The sequence below is a fragment of the Bacteroides stercorirosoris genome (assembly GCF_900142015.1).
Lineage (GTDB): Bacteria > Bacteroidota > Bacteroidia > Bacteroidales > Bacteroidaceae > Bacteroides > Bacteroides stercorirosoris.
In genome coordinates this window covers 202973-229672 of the sequence record NZ_FQZN01000004.1, presented here as the reverse complement: position 1 = coordinate 229672, position 26700 = coordinate 202973, and the positions used below count along the sequence as shown (strand labels likewise).

General features: G+C 50.5%; 15 protein-coding genes. All 15 read right to left on the bottom strand.

The genetic code is table 11. From position 1 onward, the window contains the following. Positions 1-7: 7 nt before the first annotated feature. Positions 8-4000, bottom strand: a complete 3993-nt coding sequence (locus BUC01_RS05070) for an SUMF1/EgtB/PvdO family nonheme iron enzyme (RefSeq protein ID WP_073312908.1) — start codon at positions 3998-4000, stop codon at positions 8-10. A 25-nt stretch (positions 4001-4025) separates the two neighbouring features. After that, a complete protein-coding gene (locus tag BUC01_RS05065) occupies positions 4026-4922 on the bottom strand; it encodes a beta-propeller domain-containing protein (protein ID WP_025833693.1) in 897 nt (298 codons plus the stop codon). 21 nt (positions 4923-4943) lie between these two features. Beyond that, positions 4944-5819 carry a 3-hydroxy-5-phosphonooxypentane-2,4-dione thiolase gene (gene lsrF, locus BUC01_RS05060; protein WP_025833692.1) on the bottom strand — a complete coding sequence of 292 codons (876 nt, stop codon included), beginning with the start codon at positions 5817-5819 and terminating at the stop codon, positions 4944-4946. Between the two features lie 83 nt (positions 5820-5902). Beyond that, entirely contained in the window at positions 5903-6517 is a 615-nt protein-coding gene (locus BUC01_RS05055) for a DAK2 domain-containing protein (RefSeq protein WP_025833691.1), read from the bottom strand. 3 nt (positions 6518-6520) lie between these two features. Beyond that, the gene (locus BUC01_RS05050; RefSeq protein ID WP_025833689.1) at positions 6521-7528 is read right to left on the bottom strand and encodes a dihydroxyacetone kinase subunit DhaK; all 1008 of its coding nucleotides are present in this window, start codon (positions 7526-7528) and stop codon (positions 6521-6523) included. Between the two features lie 19 nt (positions 7529-7547). After that, complete coding sequence (locus BUC01_RS05045) at positions 7548-7865, bottom strand: VOC family protein (RefSeq protein ID WP_025833687.1); 318 nt, start codon at positions 7863-7865, stop codon at positions 7548-7550. A gap of 21 nt (positions 7866-7886) precedes the next feature. Beyond that, positions 7887-8567: a cupin domain-containing protein gene (locus tag BUC01_RS05040; protein ID WP_025833684.1), complete on the bottom strand. Its 681-nt coding sequence runs from the start codon at positions 8565-8567 to the stop codon at positions 7887-7889. A 34-nt stretch (positions 8568-8601) separates the two neighbouring features. Continuing rightward, positions 8602-9759: a chorismate transformation FkbO/Hyg5 family protein gene (locus BUC01_RS05035; RefSeq protein ID WP_025833682.1), complete on the bottom strand. Its 1158-nt coding sequence runs from the start codon at positions 9757-9759 to the stop codon at positions 8602-8604. Positions 9760-9778: 19 nt separating this feature from the next. After that, the gene (locus BUC01_RS05030; protein WP_073312906.1) at positions 9779-11617 is read right to left on the bottom strand and encodes a YVTN family beta-propeller repeat-containing protein; all 1839 of its coding nucleotides are present in this window, start codon (positions 11615-11617) and stop codon (positions 9779-9781) included. A gap of 330 nt (positions 11618-11947) precedes the next feature. Then, positions 11948-16051, bottom strand: coding sequence for a hybrid sensor histidine kinase/response regulator transcription factor (locus BUC01_RS05025; RefSeq protein WP_073312904.1), 4104 nt, complete (start codon positions 16049-16051; stop codon positions 11948-11950). A 209-nt stretch (positions 16052-16260) separates the two neighbouring features. Further along, a complete protein-coding gene (locus tag BUC01_RS05020) occupies positions 16261-18336 on the bottom strand; it encodes a glucosidase family protein (protein ID WP_025833681.1) in 2076 nt (691 codons plus the stop codon). Between the two features lie 116 nt (positions 18337-18452). Beyond that, positions 18453-20618, bottom strand: coding sequence for an alpha-galactosidase (locus BUC01_RS05015; RefSeq protein WP_073312902.1), 2166 nt, complete (start codon positions 20616-20618; stop codon positions 18453-18455). 30 nt (positions 20619-20648) lie between these two features. Further along, positions 20649-22799: a glycoside hydrolase family 31 protein gene (locus tag BUC01_RS05010; protein ID WP_073312900.1), complete on the bottom strand. Its 2151-nt coding sequence runs from the start codon at positions 22797-22799 to the stop codon at positions 20649-20651. Positions 22800-22830: 31 nt separating this feature from the next. Then, positions 22831-24777: a glycoside hydrolase family 97 protein gene (locus tag BUC01_RS05005; protein ID WP_139261811.1), complete on the bottom strand. Its 1947-nt coding sequence runs from the start codon at positions 24775-24777 to the stop codon at positions 22831-22833. Positions 24778-24799: 22 nt separating this feature from the next. Then, entirely contained in the window at positions 24800-26692 is a 1893-nt protein-coding gene (locus BUC01_RS05000; protein WP_025834801.1) for a glycoside hydrolase family 97 protein, read from the bottom strand. Between the last annotated feature and the right edge of the window lie 8 nt (positions 26693-26700).

Genomic DNA, 26700 nt, shown 5'->3' with positions numbered 1-26700 from the left:
TTGTTCTCTAATCTTCGATAATCACACGGAAACCTACATTATATACTTTTTGCCAAGGCAAGTAAGCCCGGCGATAATATGCAGTAGATGTCTTCGGATGGTCGTTCCACGAACCTCCTCTGACTACTTTTTCCGTACCGGCACCCTGCGCCTTCTCATTGTAAGGATAAGGACAGTAATCAGAAGAAGTCCACTCGGCAACGTTACCTTGCATATCATACAATCCCCACGGATTGGCCTGGTAGCCACCGCCTTTCACCATCAACATATTGCCGTCATCCACACCATTCTCTTTAGGCTGATAAGTATAGTACTTATACCAAGCATCATTCTCACGCATCGGCATCGGATTTACACCACGAACAGCCATCTGATTTAGATGTTTATCTGCCAAGTTCTCGAACTTACCAAAATCTGTGTTTAAAGAACCATACCAGAACTCACTGTCGCTACCGGCACGGCAAGCCCATTCCCACTGTACTTCGGTAGGCAGGGTAATCTTCATACCGGTCTTTTCACTCAACTTCCGGCAGAATGCCATTGCTTCTTCCCAACTTACACGTATGGCAGGCTGTTCCGGATTATTGGCAGGATAGCCCTGATGTACGTGGTCTTTCCACAACTGACGGATGAAGCGGCTGTCATGTTCGGGGAAGAGAGTGCGGAACTGCTCGTTGCTTACCTCTATTTCACCCATCCAGAAAGCTTTCTTCACTACCTGCTTGTGAGCAGGCGAATAGTCGGAATGTCCTCTGTTGCTACCCATCACAAACGAACCTGCGGGAATGCGGACAAAGTTCATCTTTATGCCCGGAGCCAGTTCGATGCTCATCTTGGTATCTCCTTCTTTAGCAAGCATAGCCTGCGCAGCGGAGTTATCAAACGGCCAGCCTTTCACTTTCACTTCCTTATCTTTATATTCCTTTTTCTCAGGCTTCACCGGAGCAGTTTTTCCCTGACCTTCCAGATATTTGGCATACGAACGGATTTCAGCTTGCCAATCTACACCGGAACCTGCATATTTCTCTGTCAGTTCCGTGCGGCGGCTGATCTGTTCCACTCCCTTGAATTCGTTGGCATTGAACTTGCCGTGATAAGGAGCGTTGAAGTCAATCCAGTTGTAAAGGGCCTGCCATTCCTTATCCGTCAGTTCCACTCCATGATGTCCGGTCTTCAATATTTTAATCAGCGGACTTACAGAAGCATGATATTCATACGGATCAAGTACTTCGATTTCTGCTTCAGGACCCTGACGGTATACGTAAGGATGCAGATTCAAATAGCTGACTCCAAATCCGGAGAACTTGTCGATTTTACCACCGGTAAAGTCGGCCAACTTGTTAGAACCATCATGGCAAGCAATACAAGCACGGTCGAGCACCGGCTGTACTTCCAAATCAAAAGTGAAAGAGCGTACTCCGCCTTCCGGCTTCGTGATGGCATGGGGAGCCATTGCCGAGGCTTTCACACGTTTCGGGATGGGAAGCTGATTCTGGTCTTCGTGGCAACCGACACAAGAAACGGTTTCACCCGGCATACCTGTCAGCCAGCTACGCATCCACTGAATGGCACGTCCTTCAGAATCCAACGGTTGCAACGAAATAGGCGTATTAGCAGGAATCGTGAAGATAGCGGAACCGTCCTCTTCAACAGGCACCGTACCCAACAGGCGTTTGATATCCCAACCACTCTGAACACCCTGTGCCCAATGGTCGGACGGAGTCTTATTATAAGCATATTCATAAGCAAGCACACGGAATGCTTTCACTGTACCACGAGGCACACCTTGCAGACCTTCACCCTCATAGATATCCTGAATAAATACGGTAGCTTCTTTGCTTCCCGGCTTTATTTTCTCCGGAATTATCGGAGGAACAGGACGTTTCACCACCGGAGTAGGACAAATGAGACCTTCTCCTTCGAATTCGGCAATAAGCGTCAGGTTATCGTAGACGTCTATCAGATAGATACCCCACAGAGCACTTTCGTTCAATTTTGCCGTAACGAGGAAATATTTATCAGTCAGCGGATAGGGCTTGATAAACTGAGGCCATACACCGTCTACCAACCGGTCTTTTACAATCGGCTCAATCTTACGGTCGCGGAAAGGCAATTCCTGCAACATACCTTTCTCTGATTTACGGCTCTTTGAAGGATCAAACAGCATCAGACGTCCGGAACGGGTTACTCCGTGGTGACCGGAAATCACACCGATAAACTGTGAAGAACCACCGGGCAAAGGCTTGGCATCGAACGTACTGTTCGGGAAGTAAGAACCGCTACCGTACAGGGATTTCTGTTCGGTTCCGTCCGGATTCATGTGCATCACAAAGCGGGAGAAGTAATGAGTCAGGTCGGTATATTCCCAGCGGGTATACATGATGCGGCCGTTATTCATTACCGTAGGTGCCCAGTTGGCATCCTGGTCGAAGGTAAGACGGCGCAATGAGCCATCCTTCGGGTCATACAAACACATATTACCCACTTCATCGTTACCATTCACACAGGGCACACCGTTATAGCCGATATTGGAAACGGCGATAATCTTGCCGGAGGGCAAATAGGTGGCGTCAAAGAATTCCAGGTCTTTCTCCGGTGTCTCAATCAACTTCTTCAGACCGGTACCATCCAGTTTCACTTCAAACACCTGCCAGCGGCGGTCAGTGTCTACCATAGAGAACATGAGGCGCTCGGCATCCCAATGAAGTTTCAGGTCGGGAACAGAAGAGCCGTTGGTCGGCTTAAAAATAGTCCGGCTCTGAACATCTCCGCGCAGATTGGTCAATTCTGCAATTTCCGCATTGAAACCACCACGGGAAGCGGAAGTCTGGTTAGACCAGTTATTGTTTTGAGTACCCAGGGCACGCGGATTCACCTGACGGGCGGAAGTACCTATTTTATAACGGCCGACAATAATCTTGTCCATGTCCAGGGCAGTGTTTGCCAGCAAGATATCACGTTTCAGCCGCAAAGCCTTGTTAGCTGCTTCTATGGCCGACGCGTCATTCTTATAAATTCCGGAAAAACCTTTTCCGGTCAACAGTTTCAGTTCGGCAAGTCTTGCCTGATTCGTATTCTTATCATAACCGGCATCCTGGGCCATATCTTTATAAGCCTCTTCGATGGCACGCATATTGAGCCAGCTCAGAGATTCCTGCAAGCGATACACTTTCATTGCATCCTGCGCCAGGTTCAGATAACCGATAACTTGTTCATCCAACGTCGGTTTCGAAGCTATCTGGGCTATCTGCGCGGTGAAGTAGGTTTTATCATTCAGCAAGTTTGTCACTTCGGTTACGATATGCTTCTCAATGCTGGCATCATAGGTTGTAACCAATGCCTTCATATCGCTTCCACCGAAAGGCAGGAATGCCGTGGCTTCCGCCTGATATTTCTTCACGATATCCGCAGCGGCTTCAGAACCCGTAATGCCTTGCAAACGGAAAATCACCGTACCTGCGGAAGAACGGTTCTCCAACCCAATCTCTGCCTCGAAACGGACATATTTCTTATCCAAAGGCACAACAATCTGTGCGTTGGCATTTGCCATAATCGTGCGTTTGTAGGTTTTGCCCTTCATGACAACATTTTGTCCCTTGGCATTCTCATTGAAACGCAAGCCACCGCTGCCAGTCTTTTTGAATGTATCTCTTAAATCATTCAGCCAGACAGATGAACCGTCTGCTGCCGTCAGTTTGGCATTCGCCCATACAGCCTGGTCGTCTCCCGTACCGTCCACAGTGCCCCAGGTATAGAGTACCATCTCATCCAGTCCGGTCACGTCAGCCGAAAAAGGTACTGCCGCCTCCTTTGCCTTAATCACCTTCGATGCAACGGGCAAACAAGTCTTCTGCATCTCCGCATAGGCCTGATTCTTAGCCGCAGCAATGCTTTCCGCCCACGTAGCAGGCGCTTTCACCTTTGCACTTGCCCTCCGCTGTGCCATGCCAGGGAGCGATAAAGCAATGCATACCGACATTACTAATAATTTCTTATTCATAATACTTTGTTCTAAAGTTAATCTCCTATTTCAAGTCCGGTAACCGGAAATCTTTCAAATAACAGGCAGTAGATATCTTACCTACATTCTTCTTGTCATGCAAGCGCCATACCACTTTGCCGTCCTTATCCACTTCTATCAACTGAGGTTCGTCCACTGTAGCGTCTTTCGTATGTCCGTACCAATTACAAATCAATAAGTTCTGATTTTCCAACTGTAATATCTGCCCGACAAACAACAAGGACACTCCCGGTATATCACCGGCATTCGTCCTCTTCAGTTCCTTTCCTGTCCGACGGTCAATCACCATATAATAATGCCCGTCTCCGCAAGGCAACAGCAAATTTCCATCTTTCAGTTCGAGTGACGAAAAGGCTTTGCCGTCAATCTGATGTTCCGCCACCACTTTCCCTTTACGGGTTACTTCCAGCACTTTCTGTTTCGCCATCACCGGTATCAGATAATTCTTATTCCTGAGCTGAAACACCTGGCGGAACTGGTTGTGGGGTCTTTCCACATCCAAGTCCAGAAGCACTTCGTTCACTTCTTTCCCGTTCTTATCCAGTTCGATGAATCGGGCGGGATTACCGCATATTCCAAGTAATACGCCTCCGTTACGCAACAAGGTAGCTGATTGCAATTCTGTTTTGTCCGGTGTTTGATAATCCCAAACCACCTGATGGTCCCAGGTCACGAGTTTGGCACCCCGTTTATAGGAATACAGCACTTCTCCTTTACGTGTCAGAGCAACCGTATTACATTCTTCTCCCTTTTCTAAAGCATGTTTCCACTCCACTTTGCCGGTTTGTTTGTCTACCAGCAGAATATCCGGATTTCCAGAGCCGGCAACCAAGAGTTTATCTTGTGCCGCCACCCGGAATGTCATGGAAAGAATGACCCCAATAATGATATAAATCCTCATCATTCTTTTTTATTGTCGATATTACTTATTCTTCAGTTCATTGAACAGCTCAAGCGCCTGCTCAGGCTTCAACCCATCATGCACCACTGCATGAACAGCCTGTATCATGGCAGCGGGAGCTTCGGACTGGAATACGTTACGTCCCATATCCACGCCGGCAGCACCTTCGCTGATAGCTTTGTAGCACAATTCCAATGCTTCCAGTTCGGGAAGTTTCTTTCCGCCTGCAATCACCACAGGAACAGGACAAGCTGCCACTACATTCTCAAAACCATCGCAATAATAGGTTTTCACGATATTGGCGCCATTCTCGGCAGCAATGCGCGAAGCCAGACCAAAATAACGTGCATCACGCGCCATATCCTTGCCCACAGCCGTCACACCCATCACCGGAATTCCATAGCGGGCACCTTTATCGACAGCCTTATAGAGATTGGCAACCGTCTTCGCTTCGTGGGCAGCATCGCCGATGGAAAGCATCACGGCCATAGCCGAAACGTTCATGCGAATGGCGTCTTCAACGTCTATCAGAACATTGTCATTCAGTTCTGTCAGGATGGAAGTGCCCGCATCGGAACGGAGACAGATGGGTTTGTTTGTTGTGGGAGGTATCATTGTGCGGAGAATGCCACGCGTACACATCAGACAATCGGCATACTCAATCAGCGGAACGATATTCAAATCAATACGTTCCAGTCCGGACGTAGGTCCCATAATAAAGCCGTGATCGAATGCCAGCATCACTGTACGGCCTGTTTTCGGGTTGAAGATACGCGACAAGCGGTCTTTCATACCCCACGGAAGGTTCTCCGCGCCTTTTACATGAAAATTATTATTAGAAGAGACAACGCCTAAACCAAAGTTACTGCCTTCTCTCAAATCATCTAAATCAGCCATTTCTTTTTACTTATATTAATATTGTTCATAACTTCATTTACCATGCAGGTGACTGCTGCATACCTGTCCGACAAGCTACCGAATCATAGCGCCTTTGCAAATGCATCGAACATGCACGACCAGGAAGATGCTCCGGAGTCGGCATAACCAATGGAACGTTCACCGTAGTTGCGGGCCCGTCCGAAATTTGCCTTCATGTCTTTAGTAGCTTCGGCACCTTTCACAGCAGCTTCGGCACCTGCCGTCAGGATGGTTTTCACATCTGTGGAATCGCATGCCTGAATCGCCTCTACTGCCGGAATCAGGGCATCCATCATTGTTTTATCTCCCTGTTTTGCTTTCGTCTGTTTTCTCACACCTTCGAGTCCGCCTGCAAACATAGCTTTCACGCCTGCGGCATCCAGTTCGGTACCTGCCGCATGATCGCTCATACCGAGGAAGAAACCTCCCAGCAAAGTACTTGTGGAGCCACTGATTTCGAGCATCAGATTGAAACTCATATCATTCAGCATGGACTTGAATTCAGTTCCCTTATCAGCCGTCGCTACAAGGGCGGACATGGATTGTACGATAGCCGTACCATGATCGCCATCGCCCAGCACCGCATCCAGCTTTGAGAACTCGTCGGAACGTTCCGTAATGCACATCAGTGCATTACGGAGCATTTTCTTAAAATCATCTATTGTCAGTTTATCCATTTTTTATTTACCGATAGTCGTCCAATAAGGAGCGTTCGACATTCTATTGTTCAGATAGTCTACATGGTCATCATCCAGCAAACCGAGAATCATCTGGAAACCGGCCTGTTCCTGAACAGTCAGCAACTCGCCGATACGGGCGGAAGCAACTTCAATGCCTGCATTTTCAAGAACCTGATGAGCTTTGCGATAGACGATATTCATCTCCATGTGCGTGGTTGCACCTACACCATTGATAATGAGCAAAGCCTTGTTTCCGGCTTTCGGTTGCAGTTTCTTCATCAGCAGCCCTATCATTTCTTCGGCCGTATCATCGGCGGAAACCAGTTGTTTGCGACCACCACCGCCTTCGCCATGCTGTCCCATACCGATTTCGATTTCACCATCGGGAAGATCGGAGATGGTCATGCCGTTTTGCGGATGAGTGCAGGATTTCATTGCGACAGCCAGCGTAGCCAGTCTCGCATTGAAGCGTTCGCCGATTTCAATAATTTCATCCAGGGATTTGCCTTCTTCGGCAGCTGCACCTACAATCTTAATCAAAGGAACACAACCTGCCAGGCCACGACGGTCGTCATCCGGCACATCCAGTCCGGCACTGATATCATCGTGGGTCAGAATCGTCTTCACCTTGATGCCTGTGCGTTCCGCCAACTGGCATGCCATATTCGCACTCATCACGTCACCGGAGTGATTCAGCACAACCAACAGAATACCGGCTTCACGCTTGAACATCTGCAAAGCCTGGAACAAACGCTGGGCTCCCGGAGCAGCGAAGATATCACCAACCACGGAACAGTCCAACATACCGTCGCCTACAAAACCACTTAATGCAGGTTCGTGGCCGGAACCGCCCAAAGTGATAACAGCAACTTTATCTTCTGCCTTTGCATGGGCACGCACAATTATATTTTCTCCGCCAATAGCTACCTGATTGCTATAAGCCATCGCATATCCTTCCAGCAATTCCGCTGTCAGGTTATCCGGATCGTTTATGAATTTATTCATCATGTTTTCTTTCCTTTTTTAGTTATTTATCAAACTGCATTAATTCCAGGGCAATGCCTTCTTCTTCGATAAAGGCAATCGTCAGATTCTCTCCGCCCGGCATCGGTTCCACCAACACCTTCGCGCCTTTCAGCTCAGCTTCCAGGTCATCTACTTCGTAGGCAATGTGAGCCACTTTCTGAATCAGTTCCGGCATCCAGCTTCCTTCCTCAAAGCGCAGGTATTCTATCTTGTTGGGGCTTTCGTTGAAATTGGTCAGCCATACTTTCAAGCCTTCGGCATACACTTCACCGGGTTGCGGTGTGGTGGTGGGCACTCCAAAATGATTTATCTTTCTCATGGTATTCAATATATTCAGGTTTTACAAAGCTGCTTGTCCGTTGGTGAAACGCAGACCGTCGTTGTCATGGTAGCAAGCCCATTCATCAACAATGGCTCCTTCGGGACCCGCCATCATGAAGTGGAAAGTTTCCAATTCTTTCAGGCGAAGAACATCACCTACATTCTGTTTCACGAAATTCTTGCTCTTGATGGGGCCGTGGGATTCCGGAATAGCGGGAGCATTCGGAGTTTCGTCACCTATTTCGGAGAAGTTATACACCCATCCGTGTTCTACCATCCACGATTCGTGCTTAGCGGGGAAGTTAGTCTTCACATGAGCATGTTCCGGAATCATCTGTCCCGGCAACAGATAAATGGCATGTGCGAAATAGCCGTATTCGGGATCGTTCACCCAGAAAATACCACCCATACCTACATTCTCAAAATCACCCAGACCGAAATCCGTAAACCAGATATCCTTCTCCATCAACGGAGTGTAGGGCACACCATAAAAATCAAACATGTCGAGGAATGCTTTCTTAGCAGCTTCCTGGTCAAACTTACCATCTTTGTAGAAGTCAGCATTCGTGTACTTCTTCTGATACGCAGTCTTTTCCTGTGTCATAACTTGTTCTGTTTTTTTAGTTTCTGCCGTGCAGGAGGCAATCCCTACGCCGCAGAAGGCAATTAATGCCAAGGTTAATACTTCTTTTAATTTCATATGTTCACTCTATTTTAATGGTTAATAATCAGTCTCAACAGAGAATGCCCATCCCCTCTATCTCTATCAGCAGTTCCGAACGGCACACGTCGGTCAGAGTATAAATGGCAGGCAAGTCCGGATATCGTTCCGTCACGGTCCGTTTCGCCACTTCCATGTCTTCCCAATGCTTCACGTAAACCCGGAAGGTGATGAGTGTGGCATCTCCCGTTGCAGGAATACCGGAGCGGTTGAGGTTGTCACGCGATACCAGATATTCGATATTCTCAAGCGTTGCCAGCGTTTGTTTCTCTATCCCGACTCCTTCCAGGCTTTGCTCGCCACGGATGGCCGCCGTGCCGGAGACGTAGATAAAGCCGTGGTCTTCTTTCCATACAGCTTTGGCACGCTCGAACTTGGGAGTCGTCTTATGCAGCAGTGCCTTGTCGGCCTCTCCCAGCAACACTTCCTGAGAATAAGCGTGGGCGGCAACCTGCAGGGGATTATCCACCCCGTGCACCTGAACGCTCCTGTCTTTGCAGAGCAACGCATCCAAATCAATCATGATGCCTCCCCATTGCGTACCGATACCGGTAGCTGCCGGATAACCTGTTGCCCACTCCACCCCATGATAAAACAGGGAACGGGCATCATTGAAGTCCTGATAGTGCTGATGACCGGTTGCATCATAGGCCGTTATCTTCTCGATATAATTCCACTGGCGTATAATGGTAGAAACCGGCATATTTTCCGCTTCCAGTACTCCGGCTATCTTTGAGAAAACCTCGTGAGACTGCTCGCGGATGTTCTGGCGGAGCACATCTCCCGTCACGCCACTCAGAAACAAGCGCTTGCATCCTTCCCTTTCAATGGTGATATACGGCATTCCTTCCCGGCTCCGGTATTCAATCCGGTCCAGTCCGGTCAGCAATACTTCGTGCACTTCCATCGTCAGTCCCATTGTCTGGGGAGGTTGCGCCACATAGCTTACCAAAGGGCCGTTGTCTCCAAACGATTCCTTCACCGCCTCCCTGATGCGGGCAAAGCGCACTACGTACTCTTCATTACCTACCGGCGCACCGAATATCACCATACGTACAGGGGTATAAACCGACTTGTAGTCTGCCAGCAAGTTCGTCAGCATCTCCTCGAAAGGGGCTTGAACCACCTGAAAGAAACGGTGAATGATTTCTATATTTTCGTGTGTAATCATGGTCTTTTCCTCTTCATTATTATAATGAGTTCACATACTCCGCGAGTTCTTCCGCTTCTTTGGCTGATATCTTTTTCTCAATGCCATGCTTATGTACCGTGAACACTTCTTCCATCGTAGCCGCTCTTCCGTCGAACAGGTAGGGAGCCGTACGCCACACCTCACACAATGTAGGGGTGTCCCATCCTTTCTCAAACTCGATGTCATCACCGATACGGTGCAACTGCATATCCGTATAGTAAGGGCCCGAATGGCATTCATCACAATTGAACTTCTCAAAGACCTTACGTCCCCGCTTCGCCTTTTCGGAAAGCTCACCATTCACCAGATAAGGGCTGGGAACAGGTTTCAATGAAATCAGATATTCATCCACACATTCAGCAAACTCTTCGGGCAAGTCGGTGAACTGAATCAGCTTATAGCCCGCACGAACCGCCAGCTCGGCAGAAGCACGGATTCCGGAAATCATGCACGGCGGTGTGACGTGAGAGAGCAACAGGCTCTTGCAGTTCTTGGAATTGCCGATGCCATCATTCATCAGATCCCAGTTCATGGCATCCATACGCGCATCTCCCGGATGACATCCGTTGCACGACTGCCAGTTCTGAAAACAATGCTCCGCATCATTGAAGTATTTCTCACCCCGTTGCACCCAGCTCTCCGTACGGTTCTTCACCATAGCGACGGCCTGAACATCGGTTGTATTCAAATCTACTATATTCAGTGTGTCCGAGAAATAGGTAGGCACTACTGCCATTCCATCTTTCAACATCATGCAACGAGGTCCGTTTCCTTCCAGAGCCACGCGTTTGCGAAGACCGTACAAGAAACGCAGGTCATACGCCAAAGCGTCCTTCTGAGGGTATGCCTCAAACTTCCGGATGAATGCCGGATAATCTATCACACTGACTTCATGTGTACCGGAATGGCTGATTACAATCTTATCATCCGTACACTTCACGTCCCAAATGCCCGCAGCTCCCCGTTCCGGCTCATCCAGCAACACTGCACCCTCAAAGTTGAGAGTAGATAAGTTCACAATGCTTATGGCACTGGTGTTCATCCAGCCTTGTTGCAATTGGGAAGTGGGAACCTGGAAACGTCCCAGGTTATGGGTAATCAGCAGATAGCGGCCATCGGGGGAAAGCGACATTCCACGCAGGGCGTTGCTTCCGTTCGCCAACTGTATGTCTTTTATCTTACGGAAGTTTTCGACGTCGATCACTGATACACAAGCCGCCACCGTATCTAAATCAGCCCGTTGCATCGGCAGGAAGTTCGTAACAAACAAATGTTTACCATCTTTATCCAATACGGCCGATTTCGGTTCACGCAGCACTTTCACGGTTCTCAATACGGCCGAACCGTTCTTATCCAGTTCGGAAACAGTACCGGCGAATTGGTTACAAACGTATAGTTTACCGTTGCCGTTGTTCACCAGCGGAGCACAGGCACCGGATGCTGTCTCTATAAATTCTTTTTTGGAAGGGTCGGAAGCGGAAAGAAAGTAAACACCGTTCTTATGTTCACCTGCCACCGTTGCATAAATCCGGTCTTCATCGGTGGTAACTCCCGTAGGTATCTCGTCCAACTCCCACTCTTGCAAGCGTTCTTTATAGTCCGATGAATAGATGGATACTTTCCGGACTCCTTTCTGAGATACAATCATCCCGGATTTATAAGGAGTGATACCGGTTATGAACAATGGAGTTCCTTCCGGTTGCTCTGTAGTTTGAGTAGTGAATGCAAATAATGATGCCACTAATAATACCGGTATCATGATTGTTGTGATGCTGCGACTTTTATATCTCATAGTGATTAAATTTTGCTTGTTTTTCACATCACAAAGATAGGGCATCACCTGTCCGGGGGCTATCAATAGTGTCTCATAGAGTTATAATAATGTCTCAAAATGAAGGAAGAAAGCATTTTGAGACATCGGAGAAAACGGTTTGAGACAAAAAAGGAATATCTCATGGGGAGGGGGGGCAATAAGAGAAATGTGCTTTTCTTTGCGGTTATGATTCTTTTCACCACAGAGGACACAGAGGACGCAGAGATTATAATTATCTCTGAATTATAAGTATAAAAACTCTGTGTCCTCTGTGGTGAAAAAGCCTCCGTCAGCAAAAGAGGCATATCACTAACCTCTTGTCCGGAATTAGCCGGAATGAGTGACTTTTAGCACCTACTCTTTATTCGCACTATTCATCTGCACAAATTCCGTAGGGGTAAAGCCATAGAACGCCTTGAATGAATTGGAGAAATAAGAGTGACTGTTGAATCCCAGCAGGGTGGCCACTTCCGAGACACTCATATTGGTTTCCTTCAGATAACGCAATGCCACCTCCAACCGTTTATTACGTATCAGCTCGGTAGGAGAAAGTTCGGATATGGCTTTTATCTTACGGTAAAGATTGGCGCGGCTAATACCAATCTGGTCACAAAGCATCTCTATGCCCAGATTCTGGTCAGAGATGTTTTTCTCGATAATCTCATACAGTTTCTGCGAGAAACGTTCGTCTGCCGAGCTGACACTCACTCCCACCACCTCGGGCGAGAAGCGCTTGCCATACAACTTCTTCAACTGTTCCCTCGATTGCAGCAAACTCTGAATGCGGATGCGAAGCACATCCATGCTGAAAGGCTTGATTACATAATCATCCGCTCCTGCCTGGAAACCTTCCTTTATATGCACCACCATAGAACGTGCGGTCATCAGTATCACCGGAATATGTCCGATGCGGATATCGTTCTTAATCATAGAGCAGAGTTCGAGCCCGTTCCGCTTGGGCATCATAATGTCACTCAACACCAAATCCGGGAAACACTGCACCGCCTTGTCATATCCCTTCACGCCATTTGCCGCTTCTATGATTTCGTAGTCGCTTTCCAGAGACTTATGCAGGTAATCCCGCACATCCTTGTCATCCTCCACCAAAAGAATGACGGGCTTCTTGGAACCGATTTCTCCGACAACAGCTGCCTGCGGCTTTTCCACCGGTTGCGCAAATGCCGTGTCACCAATCGTTTCCATCGGCATGGAATCCGCCTCTTCCTCCGTAAAGGCTTCACGGGAGACGGGAAGCAGAACAACGAACCGTGCACCTTCCCGCCCGTCTTCACGATCTTCGATCCGAATGGCACCTTTATGCAACTGCACAATGGAATGCACCAGGCTGAGGCCGATACCCGTTCCCGGAACATTCACCCCCGAAGTTTCGGGAACCCGGTAGAAAGGCATGAAGACCTTATCACGCTCCTGCGGCTGTATGCCACAACCGGCGTCCACCACTTGCAACATCATATACATGGCGGAGGGAGCCACCTCTTTACGATACTCCTGCCCCAGTTCTCCGGCAGAAATGCACCGAACCGACATACTTATATCCTTCCCCGCAGGTGTATACTTAAAAGCATTGGAAAGCAGGTTGAACACCACTTTCTCAAGCAATACTTTATCATACCAGGCCCGGAACTCCCGGTCTTTACAATCCAGCGTCAAAGTAATCTCGTGGGTCTGCGCTATCTGATTGAAGGCACAATATATCTCTGTGATAAACTCATAGACATTGTTCTCCGTGACTTTCAGCTCTATCGTGCCGCTCTGGTTCTTCTGCAAATCCATCAACTGATTGACCAGCAGCAGAAGCCGTTGCGCATTCTTATAAATGATTCCCAGCTTGTCGCGCAGCTCCGCACCCATATCAAGCCTCTTCATCAACTCTTCAAAGGGGGTGATAATCAGCGTGAGCGGTGTGCGCAGCTCGTGGGCGAAGTTGGTAAACAGATGCATCTTTGCCTGATGGAACTCCTCCTGTTGCTGTTTCTCTTTCTGCTCCATCCGCAGCCTCTCCCTCAAACGCCGACGGGCATTAAAATAATGGAGTATCGCATAAACCAGCCCTATCAGCAACAGACTATAAAGCAGGAAAGCATACCAGGTAGCCCATAAAGGCGGGGCAATGGTTATCTTCAATGTCTTTCCCTCTTCGTTCCACACGCCATCGTTATTGCATGCTTTCACCCGGAAGAGATAGGTGCCCGGACGCAGGTTGGTGTAGTAAGCCGTGCTACGTTCGCCCACATTGTTCCAGTCGGTATCATAACCTTCCAGTTTATAGGCATACCGGTTCATTTCCGGATTGATGAAGTTCAGCGCTTTATAGCTTATCGACAGATTGTTCTGGTTATACTTCAGGCTGATGGACGCTGTTTCATTAAGCAGGCCATCCAGTATGCCCGTCCCGTCGTCCGCCTGCACCGGACGGTTATTCACTAACAGTTCTTCCAGCACTACCGGAGGCACGAAGCGGTTCATCGGCATATCCGGTGTGTAGAAAGTGATGAAACCATCGTTTCCGGTAAAGCACAGTGTACCGTCGGGCATAGCCACCCCACCCCGGTAAGTGAACTCGCGCAACTGGATGCCATTATTGAACGGGAAGTTCTTAATCTCTCCGGTCGACGGTGAATAAGAGGATATGCCCTGCAACGAACTCATCCAGAGATTCCCGTCCGCTCCCTCCAGCAATTTGCAGATGTCTCCGCCCATCAATCCGTCTTTCTCGGTCACCCAGCGAAGTATGCCGCCCTGATTATCCAGCTGGAAGATGCCGCCTCCATAAGTAGACACCCATACATCACCGGACTTGAGGGGTAATATGGAAGATATATAATTGCTCGGTATCCGCCGTTCCCGCTCCGGATGAGAAGAGTTGAAGTTCGTCAGTTCTCCGGTACGGGTATCATAACGATGAAGCCCTGCAGAACGCATCCCTATCAACAACACACCGGGGCTTTCTTCTGCCAGACAACGGATGGAGGAGAAATAGAGCTTCTCTCCCTTTAGTCCCCTGAACTCCGTCTTCCGTTCGCCCGAAGGGGTGAAACAGGTCATTGTATATCCGCCTTTTGAACTGCTTACCCACAAATTACCGTCCGCATCACGCACGATGTCATATATGACAAGCTCTACCGGATATTTATAGAACAGCGTGAAGCGACGGGTTGCAAGGTCGAAGCGATAGATCTCCCCCAATGCCGTACCGCACCAGATGCAATCATCTTCGGCATATACAGTCTTGATTACATTAGCGTTGTGGACGGAATAGCTCGTCTTGTCAATCAAATAAAACTCCGCTTCACCCGTGGCAATATCATATTGCAGCAGTCCGTAACCTTCAGTGGCTATCCACAGACGTTTCTGCCGGTCTACACAGGCTGAACCGTAGATGCCCGTTTGCAGGTTCAGCGCTTTGCCGGGCGTATGATGGATGAAGCGGTCGGTGAGGGAACTCAACCAGGTGACACCTCCCGCATACGTGCCAATCCATAAGGTGCCGGTATGGTCCAGACAGAAAGAGTAGACGGAGAAATGTCCCAGGGTGCGGCCGGGTTCGTCATAGCTGGTTACCTCGTGTATCTGGTCGGTGAGCGGCACGTAGGCATAGATGCCGTCGAAGGTACCGATCAGCATCTCACCGCCCCACTCGGCAAGGCAGCGGACGTAGTTGTTCTTCAGACCGCTATTGGCGGAGGTATAAGAGGTTATTTCATTGTTCCGGGCATCAATCCGGTTCAATCCGCCTTGCTGGCAACCCACCCAGATGCGGTGATAGGAATCTTCGTAAAGAGTGGAAACGCTGTTGTCCGGCAGACCCGACTGGCGGTCGTAATGGTTGATTGTCTGCATCTGCTTGTTGCACTGATATACGCCGTTCGTCACTGTGCCCACCCAGAAGTTGCCGGCTTTATCTTCCAGCAGGGCAGTGACCGAGCCGTTGAAGTTTTCTGCAAACTCCACCCTTTCGAAGCGGTCTTGCTCCGGAAGGTAACGGCAAAGACCGTTACGGGTACCGATCCATACCCTGCCGGAAGCATCGACCATCAGTGAGAGGATGCCTGCATTGGGAAGTCCGTCCGGGATGGAGTAGTTACGAATACGTTCGGTGCGGAGGCACATGCGGCTTAGGCCGTGACTGGTGGCAATCCAGAGGTAGTTTGAGTGGTCTTCACAGATGTCGTTCACTTCATTGTCCGCCAGGCTGAGGGAGTCGCCGGAGTGGTGGTGGAAGACGGTGTATGCGCTGCCGTTGTAGCGGTTTAGGCCGTTGCGGGTGCCGAGCCAGAGGTAGCCGCGGGTGTCCTGGTAGATGGTTATGATGGAGAGTTGGGAGATTCCTTCGTTGAGTTTCTGGCTATAGTAGAAGGAGTATTTGGAATGCCCCGCCCATGCGCATAAGGCGGACAAGAAGCAGACGAAGAGAGTTAGTAAGGCTTTCGATTTCATCAGTATGGATAATTTGTCTATGCAAAAGTAAGAAAAGGAATGGGATAATGGAACATTTCCGATGGGCTTTGATGCACCACAGATTACACAGATTTACACAGATTAGGGAAGATATCTCTGATTATTAATAAATTAAATCTGTGCTAATCTGTGTAATCTGTGGTGAAATAATTCATTTCTGTACTGATTTGAATGAAGAGAACGAAAGACTACAGGCTCACTTTCACCGTCGTGCCTTCCGTCATATTCTTCTTCAACACGGCCTTACCTCCTTTCAGAACTTCCACATGCAGTTTTTTCCCGGCACGGGACACGCGGATATCAAACTCGGAGTTGAAAGCGCATACACGGTTCAGATTCATGTACTCCCATCCCTGCGGCAGGCGGGGTGTCATCTCGAAGCTGCGCAGCCCTGTGGGGCGGATGCCGAAAAGCCCTTCGGTATAGATGCGGCAATACAGCCCACTTTCGGCGGAGAGATGGCGCTGGTCACCTTCCGGCCATGCTTCGATGGCATAAGGCACATGGTCGCCCAGCAGGCGGCGGTGCGAATATTTCTTGAGGAAGCTCATGCCTTTCTCCACTTCTCCGGCGGCAATGGTGCCACGCAGGGCATAGAGGGTGCTACGGTCCCAGAAAGTTTCGGTACCAGCTTGCGTCAGCAGTCCGTCGTCCGTCCAGAGGCGGGGTGAGAAGAGGGCATCGATGGTGCCTTGGGCACGGGTGTAGATGCCCGTGACGAGTGGCATGCAAATCCAGGAACGCAGAATGTCATTGCCTTCATAATAGCGATAACTGTGGAAACCTTCTATCTCATAACCAAAGTGCTGCTCTATCGCCCGTTCCAGATTGCGGGCCTGCTGCTGATAGGCAGACAGTTGGCGGGCAGGTACACCGAGTTCGCGCCCCAGCATGACGGCAGAACGCAGGGCGTCATAATAAAGCGTCGAGGTGCAGAGGTTCGCGTCGCCTGCCGGAAAACGATTTTCCAGTTCATCCGAATTGGAGGCGACGACTCCTGCCGGGGTGAGTTTGCGGTGACAATACTCCAGGCACCACTCGATGAGGGGCCACAGTTCGCGCGCCTCTTCCTTGTCGCCACGAGCCAGGGCGTAGCGGGCGGCACCGTAGGCAATCATGGCACCGTCTCCCCTATCCTTCGCGCCATGCCAAAAGCTGACGCCCTCGGAGATGATGGAACTTGGAATAGGACGGTATTCCGGATTCATGTAGCGGGCGAAGTGGCGGAAGGAGTTCAGCGCGGACTGGTTGCCTGTTTCGTAGCCCAGGAAGGGGAAGAAGGGGTTGATATATTCCGCCTGGTCGTTGGCCCAGACAGCGGCATAATAGGCCTCGCCGCCGGGACCGTGCATCAGTCCGCCTTTGGTGCGGTAGATACTTTCGGCACCACGCAGCTTGGCAAAGGCGAACATATGGTTCAGCACCGGGTCGGGGGTGTCGAGCACCAGTTTATCCCACCACTGGCGGATGAGGGCTTCACGGGCGGTGCGCTCATCCTGGATATTGATATGCGAAAGGGCGGCATTCTCTTGTGCAGGTGAGGTGTCCGGCAATGCAGGCGAGGCATCCGGCAATGCATCCGAGAGCTTCCGGCCGGAAAAGAGGGCGAAGAACTCAAGCGTTTCGCCCGGCTTCAAGACGAAAGTCCCTTTCTTGGAAAGGGAGGCTTCGATGCAATAGGCACCGTATACACCGGCTTCCGAGGGGGTGGTATAGGCCACGTGCCAATCGGGTACACGAAGCGTAATCTGGTTGGGGCTGCTGTTCTTGAAGGTGTACTCCTCGCAATAACGGGCAGCATTGGCCGAAGGGTAGAGCAAGCGGGTCAGCTGCACGGCATCCTTTAGTTCCTTGCGCCGGTGGATGTAACCGAAGCTGCTCTCTACACGCATCAGGCCGTTGAAGGTTATGTCGCGCACCTGTTCGTTCAGAAGGGTCTGGTCGTCAACGGTGACAAGGGCGGGGATATTGAGGTCGAAACGTTGCTTCAGGTTGTTCTGAGTCTTATTGGGCAGCATGCGGAGCATGGGGAAGACGAGGCTACGGTTCAGATGGAAGCGTTGCTGCGCGTCCACACCGTAACGGAGGACTACGGAGAGTTGCTGGCCGCTCATCTCCAGATGGTCGCTGTGCGGGATGTCGTTACGGATGTCCCAACGGATGGAACCATCGTCCTGAATGGTCCAACGGTCTTTGGTCTGCGCCGTTGACAGCAGACTGATGAAGATAAAGGAAAGTAATGACAGGGTAATTTTCCGATTCATAAGATTATTGTATTTAATGATTAAAGTTGAGGTGCAGGGGGGCATAACCCAGCGGGGGTGCAGGGGCGTAACCCAGCGGGGGTGCAGGAGCATACCCCTGCGGGGGCGCAGTTTATTTAAAGCGTCTCTACCATCAGTACTGCACTTTCAAACTGCGCATTCAGTGGGTTCTCCAGTCCTTGCTTCATCAATTCCGCCCCCGTCAGCACCTTGCCGTTTGCCGGGAAACGCGAAGCCATGCCCTCGGACAGACTCACTTCTTCAATGCGATACTTCTTCCCGGCATCGAGTCCACCCAGCTTTACCCGGGCTTCACGGCCGTCCTTCGTCTGATAGAGATAGACCACCGCCTGCTTCTTATCCGTAGAGACATAACTCAAAGATGCCAACGGAGACTCGTAAGGAGACACCAACCGGTAAAGTTCGCCCCGCATCACCAGCGGACGGATGCGCTCTTTGTACAGCTTCACCGCATCGGCTATCTGCGCACGCTCCTCCGCAGTGGCCTTGTCCAGTGCCAGGTCGATGCCGAATGCCCCGCTCAACGCTACGTCTATCGCCATTTTCAGATGGCGCTTGCCCATGCGGGTGACGTGGGCCGAAATCGTATTGGCAGGAAAAAAGTGTGAGAAACCCCACTGTATCTTGATGCGTCCCAACGGGTCAGTGTTGTCGCTGGGCCAGAAGCTGTGAAAATAAGGCATCGCACCATAATCCACACGTCCCGAACCACCGGCGCAAAGCATCGCCATCACGTTTGGGAAGCCTTTAGCAAAACGATCCATCAGCCGGTAGAGCGCCCGGTTATAGTCTATCCACAGGTGGCTCTGGTCGGCAGACTGCAAGTAGGACGAACCCGGCTGGGTGATGTAACGGTTGCAATCCCACTTCACATACGTGATGTCCGGATTGGGGCGCAAGGTCCGGTCTATGATGTCCCACTCGTAAGCTTGTACTTCGGGACGGGTCAGGTCGAGAATCTCCTGATGACGGCCGAGTATCGGTTCACGTCCCGGCTGGGTGATGATCCAATCGGGATGCTTCTGATAAAGTTCGCTCTGCGGATTCACCATCTCAGGTTCCAGCCAGATGCCGAAACCGACTTTACGCTTCAGAGCCTCACGGGCAATGTACGACAAGCCGCGGGGCAACTTCTTCGTGGAAGGTTCCCAATCGCCCAGCCCGTGTTTATCATCATCGCGGGAGTAAGGGCCGTTACCAAACCAGCCATCGTCCAGCAGGAAGAGTTCCGCACCCGTCTGGCGGGCACCGTCAAAGAGTTGTTTCAGACGGGCTTCATCGAAATCGCAGTGCGTAGCCTCCCAGTTGTTCAGCAGCACGGGGCGGTCTTTCTCCGCATCGCGAACGGCATTCGCCATGGCCCAACGGTGGAAACGGCGGCTGGCTTCGCCCTTGCCCTGCCGACTATAAGCGTAGAGAATGGCAGGTGTGGCGAACGTTCCTCCACGTTCCAGGTTGTACTGCGAGCCCAGCGGATTCATGCCGGTGAGCAGGCGCAGGTTCTTGTTCCAGTCCATATCGAAAGCAAACTGGAAACTGCCGCTCCAACGTAGCGAAGCCGCCAGCACTTCCCCTTCGTTCTCCCGCGCCTGACCGCCCAGACTGAGAATGAAAGAAGGAATACGCATCTGATGGGCACGGACGCCCAACTTGGAGTCCAGTATCTTGACGCCTTCCGAAAGGCGCTCTTCGCTCAGGGTCGCTTCGCGCTTATAGTTGCCCGCAAACTGGGTAAGCCAATACTCCTTCGCCTTCACCACCGGAGAGGCGGAGGCGAAACGGTGCAACACGACTTTCCCTTTCTCGTTGTGGGTGACGGTATTCCAAATCTCCATCATGCTATTGTCCGCATAGCATTTAATGTAGATGTCCACCGAAAACGGATAGGCGGGGTCTTTCAGAGAGATGACCGTCTGTTCCACACCCGGTGCCAGCGTCTCGGTGCGGTGGGCTGTGTAGTGGAGTTCCGTAGAGGTGTTTCCGTCTACGTGGGTGGCCTGGATGGCCGGTTCCGTCAGTACGCCATTCCCGTAAGGCGGCAGGAATTCCCACTCGCGCGAGGGCATCTTGGCGGGAGGCGTCACTTCGCGGGAGGCATCGCCAAAGGCCAGTTGATAAAGGCGGTTGTCCGTACCCACCATGAAGGTAAGTTTCAGCTCGCCGGATGTCACGGTGAAGAGTTTCTTCACGTTAGGATTGTCTGCCGCACGCACTGCGAGGAGGCAGCAAAGGAATAAACAGGTAGTTAACAGGTTCTTCATTCTGCTTCGTGGTTAAATTATTATGAGTTATCATTCTGTTTCCGTCATGAACTTCCAAGTCACATTGGCTATGCTGTTCGGCTTGCCCTTCTCTGCTTTGGAGATAGTGCCTTTCAGCTTACCCTTCTTGTCGCGCGTCACCTTGATATCGCGCCAGGAGTAAGCCCCCTTTTCGTAGTCAAAGGTTTCGCCGTCATCGTCATACAGGCGGTAAGCCCCGTCCGCCTTTCCGTAATGGCGGATTTCCAGATTCACCTTCTCCCCTGCTTTCGGCGCGTGCAGGCGCGGTTCCATGAATGGCAGGACGGCGCCGTCCTTCACATACACCGGAATGCGGTCCAGCCCCGGAGTGACAGTGATTTTCTCACCATTGCCCACGTAGCGACCCGTATAGAAGTCATACCAGTCCCCCTTCGGCAACACCACCGTGCGCTCTTTCTGTCCGGTGAACATCGGAGCCACCAACAAGTATTCGCCCGCCATATACTGGTCTTTAATCTCCTTCGACACTGCCTCCAGATACGGATTATCCTCCAGATGGGCATCGGACAACTTCGCTGCGCTTCCCTGTTCGGGATTAAAGCCCGGCTCCAGATTCATGGCACGGAACGGAGGGATGCCGTCGAAATGATAACGTGCGAACTCCGAATACCAATACGGCATCATCTGCATACGCAACATGGCATATTCCTTTATCTGTTTCTCCACTTCGGGGAAAGTCCAGGGTTTTGTCCCGCTTGCCCAGGCGTTAATCATCGCCATCGGCGAGAACACCACGGACTGGAAACGGCGCAACCAGTCCTCAGACGACTTGGAGCTGCGTACTTCCGGAGTCCAAAGCACACCGCTGAAACCGGAGTTTATCAGAGCCGTGATGAAGTCCTGGTGACTGTAATAATCGTTATAAATCACGTAGGGGAAAGAAGCGGCACCGGCATTCGACGCACGAACCAGTCCGAAGGTGCGCTGGTTGCGCTTCTTATAGAGTTCCGCGGTGGTGCGCTGCACCCACAGTCCGTAAGTCTGGCGCATCTGCTCGGCCGCTATTCCGCTGGGGAAGGTTGCCACGTCAGGCCAGACGTAACGGTCGTAGCCGTCTACTTCATCTATCTTATAACCGCTGACGCCGATATTCACATGCTCCTGCTCCAGCTTATCCATCCAGATTTTACGGGCTTTCCCGCCTGCCAGGTCGGGCACGATGCCGCACCACACCGTGTGCGAACCGCTGACCGGATACATTTCTTTATATATCTTCGATTCGGGAGATACATACGGGTTAGTCCATAAGTTGATGCGCACGCCCTTGTCCGCCATCTCTTTCACGAAACCGGCAGGATCGGGGTAACGGGTAGCATCCCACTCAAACGTGCAAGGGTATGCCTTGCTTTGCCAGCCCGGTTCCAGTCCGATAAAATCCAGCGGGAAGCCGCGCTGCTCGAACTCGTCCGCCTCTTTCTTCACATCATCGGCCGTATAGAGCTTCTTTGTACGTTGAGTAAAGCCCAGTCCCCAGCGTGGAGGCAAGGTACCGCCACCGCAGAACAGGTTGTAACGCCGGATGACATCCATCGGAGTGGGTCCGGCAAACAAGTAAATCTCCGCCCCCGGAGCAGGAACAAGAATGGAAACGGCATCCGAATAAGGGGCTGACGTCCACGTCTTATCCATGTTACGGTCTTTCGCAACCGGAGCGTTCGGACTGTCCTTGCGGGCACCGCTGCCTGCATATACCGTCAGGTAGCGGGCAGAGTTGATGAGCACGCCATATCCCTGGCTGGAAATGTAGAATGGCACCGGAGCATGTGTACGCCCGTTGTCACGGCCACCGTAGTGGTCTACATGCAGGTTCAGTATCTTACCACGCTGATGCACAGTCTGGAAGTTCAGTCCGAAGCCGTACAACTGCTCTTTCCGCTGCAAGGGGATGCGAAGACTCGTTTTGCCATCCTGGATTACGCCCACTATTTCATTCGCCAGTCCGGGCAACGCCACTTCGGGCAGACGGCTGAAACCTTCCTTCTGAGGCGCCACACCCGCCACACTCAACAATGAATATTCTTCCGGAGTACCCACAACGCCTTTCCAAACGCCGGGCTCCACTTGCTGCCAAGCAATCTGTGCTTTGGCAGGAAGTAACATCAACAGGGCCATCGCCCCCAGAATCAATCTCTTCTTCATTCTTTTTCTCTTGATTATTATAGTATTATTATCAGCGGATAATGCCGGCAAAACCACCATTCGGCAGCACTTTCACCTTCACCGTCCCGTTCGCATTCTCTACAGGCATATAGCCGAAACTGTCTTTATCTCCTCCGTCTGTAATCATCGTAAATGATTTACCGACACATCCTTCAGGCAGGGCAAACTCTATTTCCCGCTCTTCTTCCTTACCACTGATGCCACCGATATACCATACATCACCCGCACGACGCGCCACCACTGCATAGTCTCCCGGATAACCGGCCAACAGGCAGCTTTCATCCCAGGCAGCCGGAACCTCTTTCAGGAATTGTTTCGGTTGCTCCGGCAGCGAAAGATAAGATTCCGCCTTATCCGCCAGACATTGGAAACCGGATTCGAAGACAACGGCCAGCGCCAGTTGATGTCCCATGGTTGTCTTGCGCAGGGCAGGCACCCCCTGGCGGACTTTGTCGGAGAAGGTCACCGGAGTATAATCCATCGAGCCTACAACGTTGCGTGTGAAAGGAACTGTGGCATTGTGTCCGGCAGCCCGGTCACAACGTTCCTGACGTCCCAGGGGTTCCGCACCGCGGATGGCTTCGGTGGTCAGCATATTCGGGTAGGTACGCTCGAAGCCACGGGGTAAAGTCGCCCCGTGCAAGTCTACCAGCAGGTGATGGTCAGCGGCATCTTTCAGCAATGCCGGATAAAGCCGGATAATCCGCTGCTTGTCCGTATCAAAGAAATCGACCTTGATGCCTTTCACTCCTATTTCACTGATGCGCTTCATCTCGGCACGGCGCAATTCAGGGTCACTCATCAGGCGATGCACAGGTACAGAATCGTTGTCACGTCCCGCACCGGAGTGATACCACAACCAGACACCAACACCCTTCTGCTGCGCATACTTCACCACGTCTTCCATGGTTCCGCCATTACCCATGCGCTGCCAGCCGGCATCAATCAGCATGTACTCCCAACCCATCTCGGCACTGAGATCTACGTACTTCAACTGTGCCTTATAATCACGAGGAGTACCGCCATTAGACCACCAGCTCCAAGAAGCGCGTCCAGCTTTTATCCAAGACTCATCTTCCACTACCGAGGACGGATTCAAGTGTGAAACTATCTGCGTCCGGAAGATCGTATTCAGGTTGTCTCCTACGATAATAACCCGCCAGGGAGTGAACCAGGGCAATTCAGATACCGGCTCCACTGCATCGGGAATGATGGGTTCTTCCACTTCCGGGAAACGGATTTTATAAGCCTTGTCTGTTCCGGCATTATCAACATGGGTGGCAGGATATGAGCCATCCAAATGGGCTTCTGTTATCATCATCCAAACTCTGTTGGTATTGAACAGCATGGGAAATGCCCAGCCACGTCCGTGCCCGCACTCCGAACGGATATCTATTTCGTTCCGGCAATACTGCTCATAGCTCGGCTTGCGGCGTTCGTTCCAATCGTATGGATGTATCCATGCCTTACCATTCACGGGTACGGCAAACTCCGTATGCTCTGTCCGGATGGTATGCATCTGTCCGTCAGCCTCCGGAAATCCATAACGGAAAGCAACACCGTCATTGTATGCCCGCACAATGAGATTGAATTGTTTCCCCTCTTGAGTACGGAAAGTAAATGTCTGCTCACGACAATTGTCCGCAGTGCTCAGCTGCTTTCCAGATTTCAGCCGGTAAGCGTCATTGATGTCTTTTACAGGGGAAGCGGAAACAAACTGCGCATCTTTTCCGTATTCGCAATCATCCATCACCAGCCCCAAAAGAGATTTCTCCACCGCCAGCGTATCCTTATAATAAACAGAATAGCTAAGATTCACTTCACCTTTGTCCTTTCTGTTTTCCAGAACGAAACGGATATTATTGTCCTTAGACACCAGCTCCCATGTGTCGGGAGCCGTACAAGCGGCCATCAATACCGCCAGCAGCAACATTGCTGCGCTCAATAGTTTTCTCATGGTATTTATCGTTAATCACTAATTATTCTTGAGGAGTAAACATCACAATATATCCACCACCTGTACGCATGTGCCCCGTCAGCGCATCAGACTTTCTACAGAAGACGCGCTCTGTCTTGATAGCGGCAGCATCCGACGGCCGATCATTCAGAACCATTCCTTCATACCATCCGTCACCCAAAAATGATAAGGGAAATTGCAGGGAACGTTCCTCTTGTCCATTCAGCACCGCCAGAAACCAAGTCTTCCCGCTTCTTCGTGCAAATGCAGCAACCTCACCTATCCGACTGGATGGCAATACCACCGTCTCATCCCAGGTAGCAGGTATTTGCTTCAGCAACTTCACAGCCGGATTATCCAGCATCGTTTTCGGATGTGAACCGAAGAATATGACAGAGGAGTTGAAAACAAGTGCCGTAGCCACCTGATGCACCCAAGAAGTTTCCAAACGACGCTCTCCAAAAACAACGGGGGTATAATCTCCGGCTCCTGCTACCAGACGGGTGAAAGGCAAAGTGGTATTATGCGTACTCCACTCATACTGATTTTTACCATATTCCAAACCACGAATGCCTTCACGACTCATCTCATTCGGCCATGTACGCACTTCACCCGCAGGTTTATTACTGCCATGAATGTTTAGCATCAGTTTATATTCTGCCGCTTCTTTCAGACATGACTGATATAAATCGACAAATTCCTTTGACTCATGTGAGAATGCGTCGAGTTTCAAGCCGACAATTCCCAGTCTGCGACAACGCTCAAACAGTTCTTTGCGTTTTTGAGGATCACGCATATCGCGGCCATGACGCCATAACCAGATTTTAACTCCAAACTGAGCCGAATAATCCACCAAGTCTTTTAACTGTTCATCTGTCCAGCGATACCAAAAAGCATCTACCGTATTATATTCAAACCCTAACTCTCCGGCCAGTTTAGAAAATTCTTTCATTCCCTCCACTGTCCGTGCTCCACCATCCAGCCAGCACCATACAGAACGTCCCGGTTTAATCCAGTCAGTATTTATTCCTTTCGGGAATAGTCGTTTATCCGGTGCCGGAGCCAGGTTGGTTATCAAATCGGAATTCACCAACTCATTCAGATTATCAGCTATTATGATTGTACGCCAGGGAGTTATTATAGTACCTGCCAAAGCTGCCGGTTTCGATAACCGCCGGGCTTCTGCCAGACTATAATCATGGGCAAAAGGATATCCGGCCGGTTGTGCATGTCCCAGTTTCGTTTCAAAACCATTCTTACCATTTGCTTGTAATGACATACCGGCATAATTCATCAAAGCAGATTCTGTTATACAAAGATAACCGGATTCTCCCGGCAATTGCACCGTTACCGGAGGAGCAGCCCATTCTCCCTGCATGATTTCAGAAATATCCTTTTTCTGATGGATGCCCTCATAGTGACAATACATATCATGATACCACACCGTACTCCCCACCGGCAATGTAAATAAGGTATGTTCATCCGGCGTTCTTATTTCTCCTTGCTTACCGGAAAGTATCATCCGAAAAGCAACACCATCGTTATAAGCTCTCGCCTCCAAAGAGAAATCGGTCTTCAAACTGTTATTTCGTAACTTGATAATTTGTCCATTGCTTTTATCTACTGCCAAAGAATGACTACCCCGGATAGGATAAGTATTATCCGTCTTATATGTATCCGAAGACAGAACTTCGACCGAGTTACAAAGTTCCGATTCATCTATGGTCAGACGTACAGGTGCCTCAACCAATACCTTCACTCCGTTCTTTTCTACTTCATAATAAAGTTCTTTATCTTTCAGTTTCAACACCAAAGATATAGAACCATCTGGACTGGTGACCGGAAACTGTGTCTGCGCATTGGCATAGGTCAATACACAAGACCCTATCAATATTGCACTAATAAATTTTCGCATATTCACCG

Excerpts from the sequence above, each read along its gene's own strand:
- BUC01_RS05030 (WP_073312906.1), bottom strand. The coding sequence starts at position 11,617 with ATGCCCTATCTTTGTGATGTGAAAAACAAGCAAAATTTAATCACTATG.
- BUC01_RS05015 (WP_073312902.1), bottom strand. The coding sequence starts at position 20,618 with ATGAAGAACCTGTTAACTACCTGTTTATTCCTTTGCTGCCTCCTCGCA.
- BUC01_RS05065 (WP_025833693.1), bottom strand. The coding sequence starts at position 4,922 with ATGAGGATTTATATCATTATTGGGGTCATTCTTTCCATGACATTCCGG.
- BUC01_RS05000 (WP_025834801.1), bottom strand. The coding sequence starts at position 26,692 with ATGCGAAAATTTATTAGTGCAATATTGATAGGGTCTTGTGTATTGACC.
- BUC01_RS05035 (WP_025833682.1), bottom strand. The coding sequence starts at position 9,759 with ATGATTACACACGAAAATATAGAAATCATTCACCGTTTCTTTCAGGTG.
- BUC01_RS05025 (WP_073312904.1), bottom strand. The coding sequence starts at position 16,051 with ATGAAATCGAAAGCCTTACTAACTCTCTTCGTCTGCTTCTTGTCCGCC.
- BUC01_RS05010 (WP_073312900.1), bottom strand. The coding sequence starts at position 22,799 with ATGAAGAAGAGATTGATTCTGGGGGCGATGGCCCTGTTGATGTTACTT.
- BUC01_RS05055 (WP_025833691.1), bottom strand. The coding sequence starts at position 6,517 with ATGGATAAACTGACAATAGATGATTTTAAGAAAATGCTCCGTAATGCA.
- BUC01_RS05050 (WP_025833689.1), bottom strand. The coding sequence starts at position 7,528 with ATGATGAATAAATTCATAAACGATCCGGATAACCTGACAGCGGAATTG.
- BUC01_RS05045 (WP_025833687.1), bottom strand. The coding sequence starts at position 7,865 with ATGAGAAAGATAAATCATTTTGGAGTGCCCACCACCACACCGCAACCC.
- BUC01_RS05005 (WP_139261811.1), bottom strand. The coding sequence starts at position 24,777 with ATGAGAAAACTATTGAGCGCAGCAATGTTGCTGCTGGCGGTATTGATG.
- BUC01_RS05070 (WP_073312908.1), bottom strand. The coding sequence starts at position 4,000 with ATGAATAAGAAATTATTAGTAATGTCGGTATGCATTGCTTTATCGCTC.
- BUC01_RS05040 (WP_025833684.1), bottom strand. The coding sequence starts at position 8,567 with ATGAAATTAAAAGAAGTATTAACCTTGGCATTAATTGCCTTCTGCGGC.
- BUC01_RS05020 (WP_025833681.1), bottom strand. The coding sequence starts at position 18,336 with ATGAATCGGAAAATTACCCTGTCATTACTTTCCTTTATCTTCATCAGT.
- lsrF (WP_025833692.1), bottom strand. The coding sequence starts at position 5,819 with ATGGCTGATTTAGATGATTTGAGAGAAGGCAGTAACTTTGGTTTAGGC.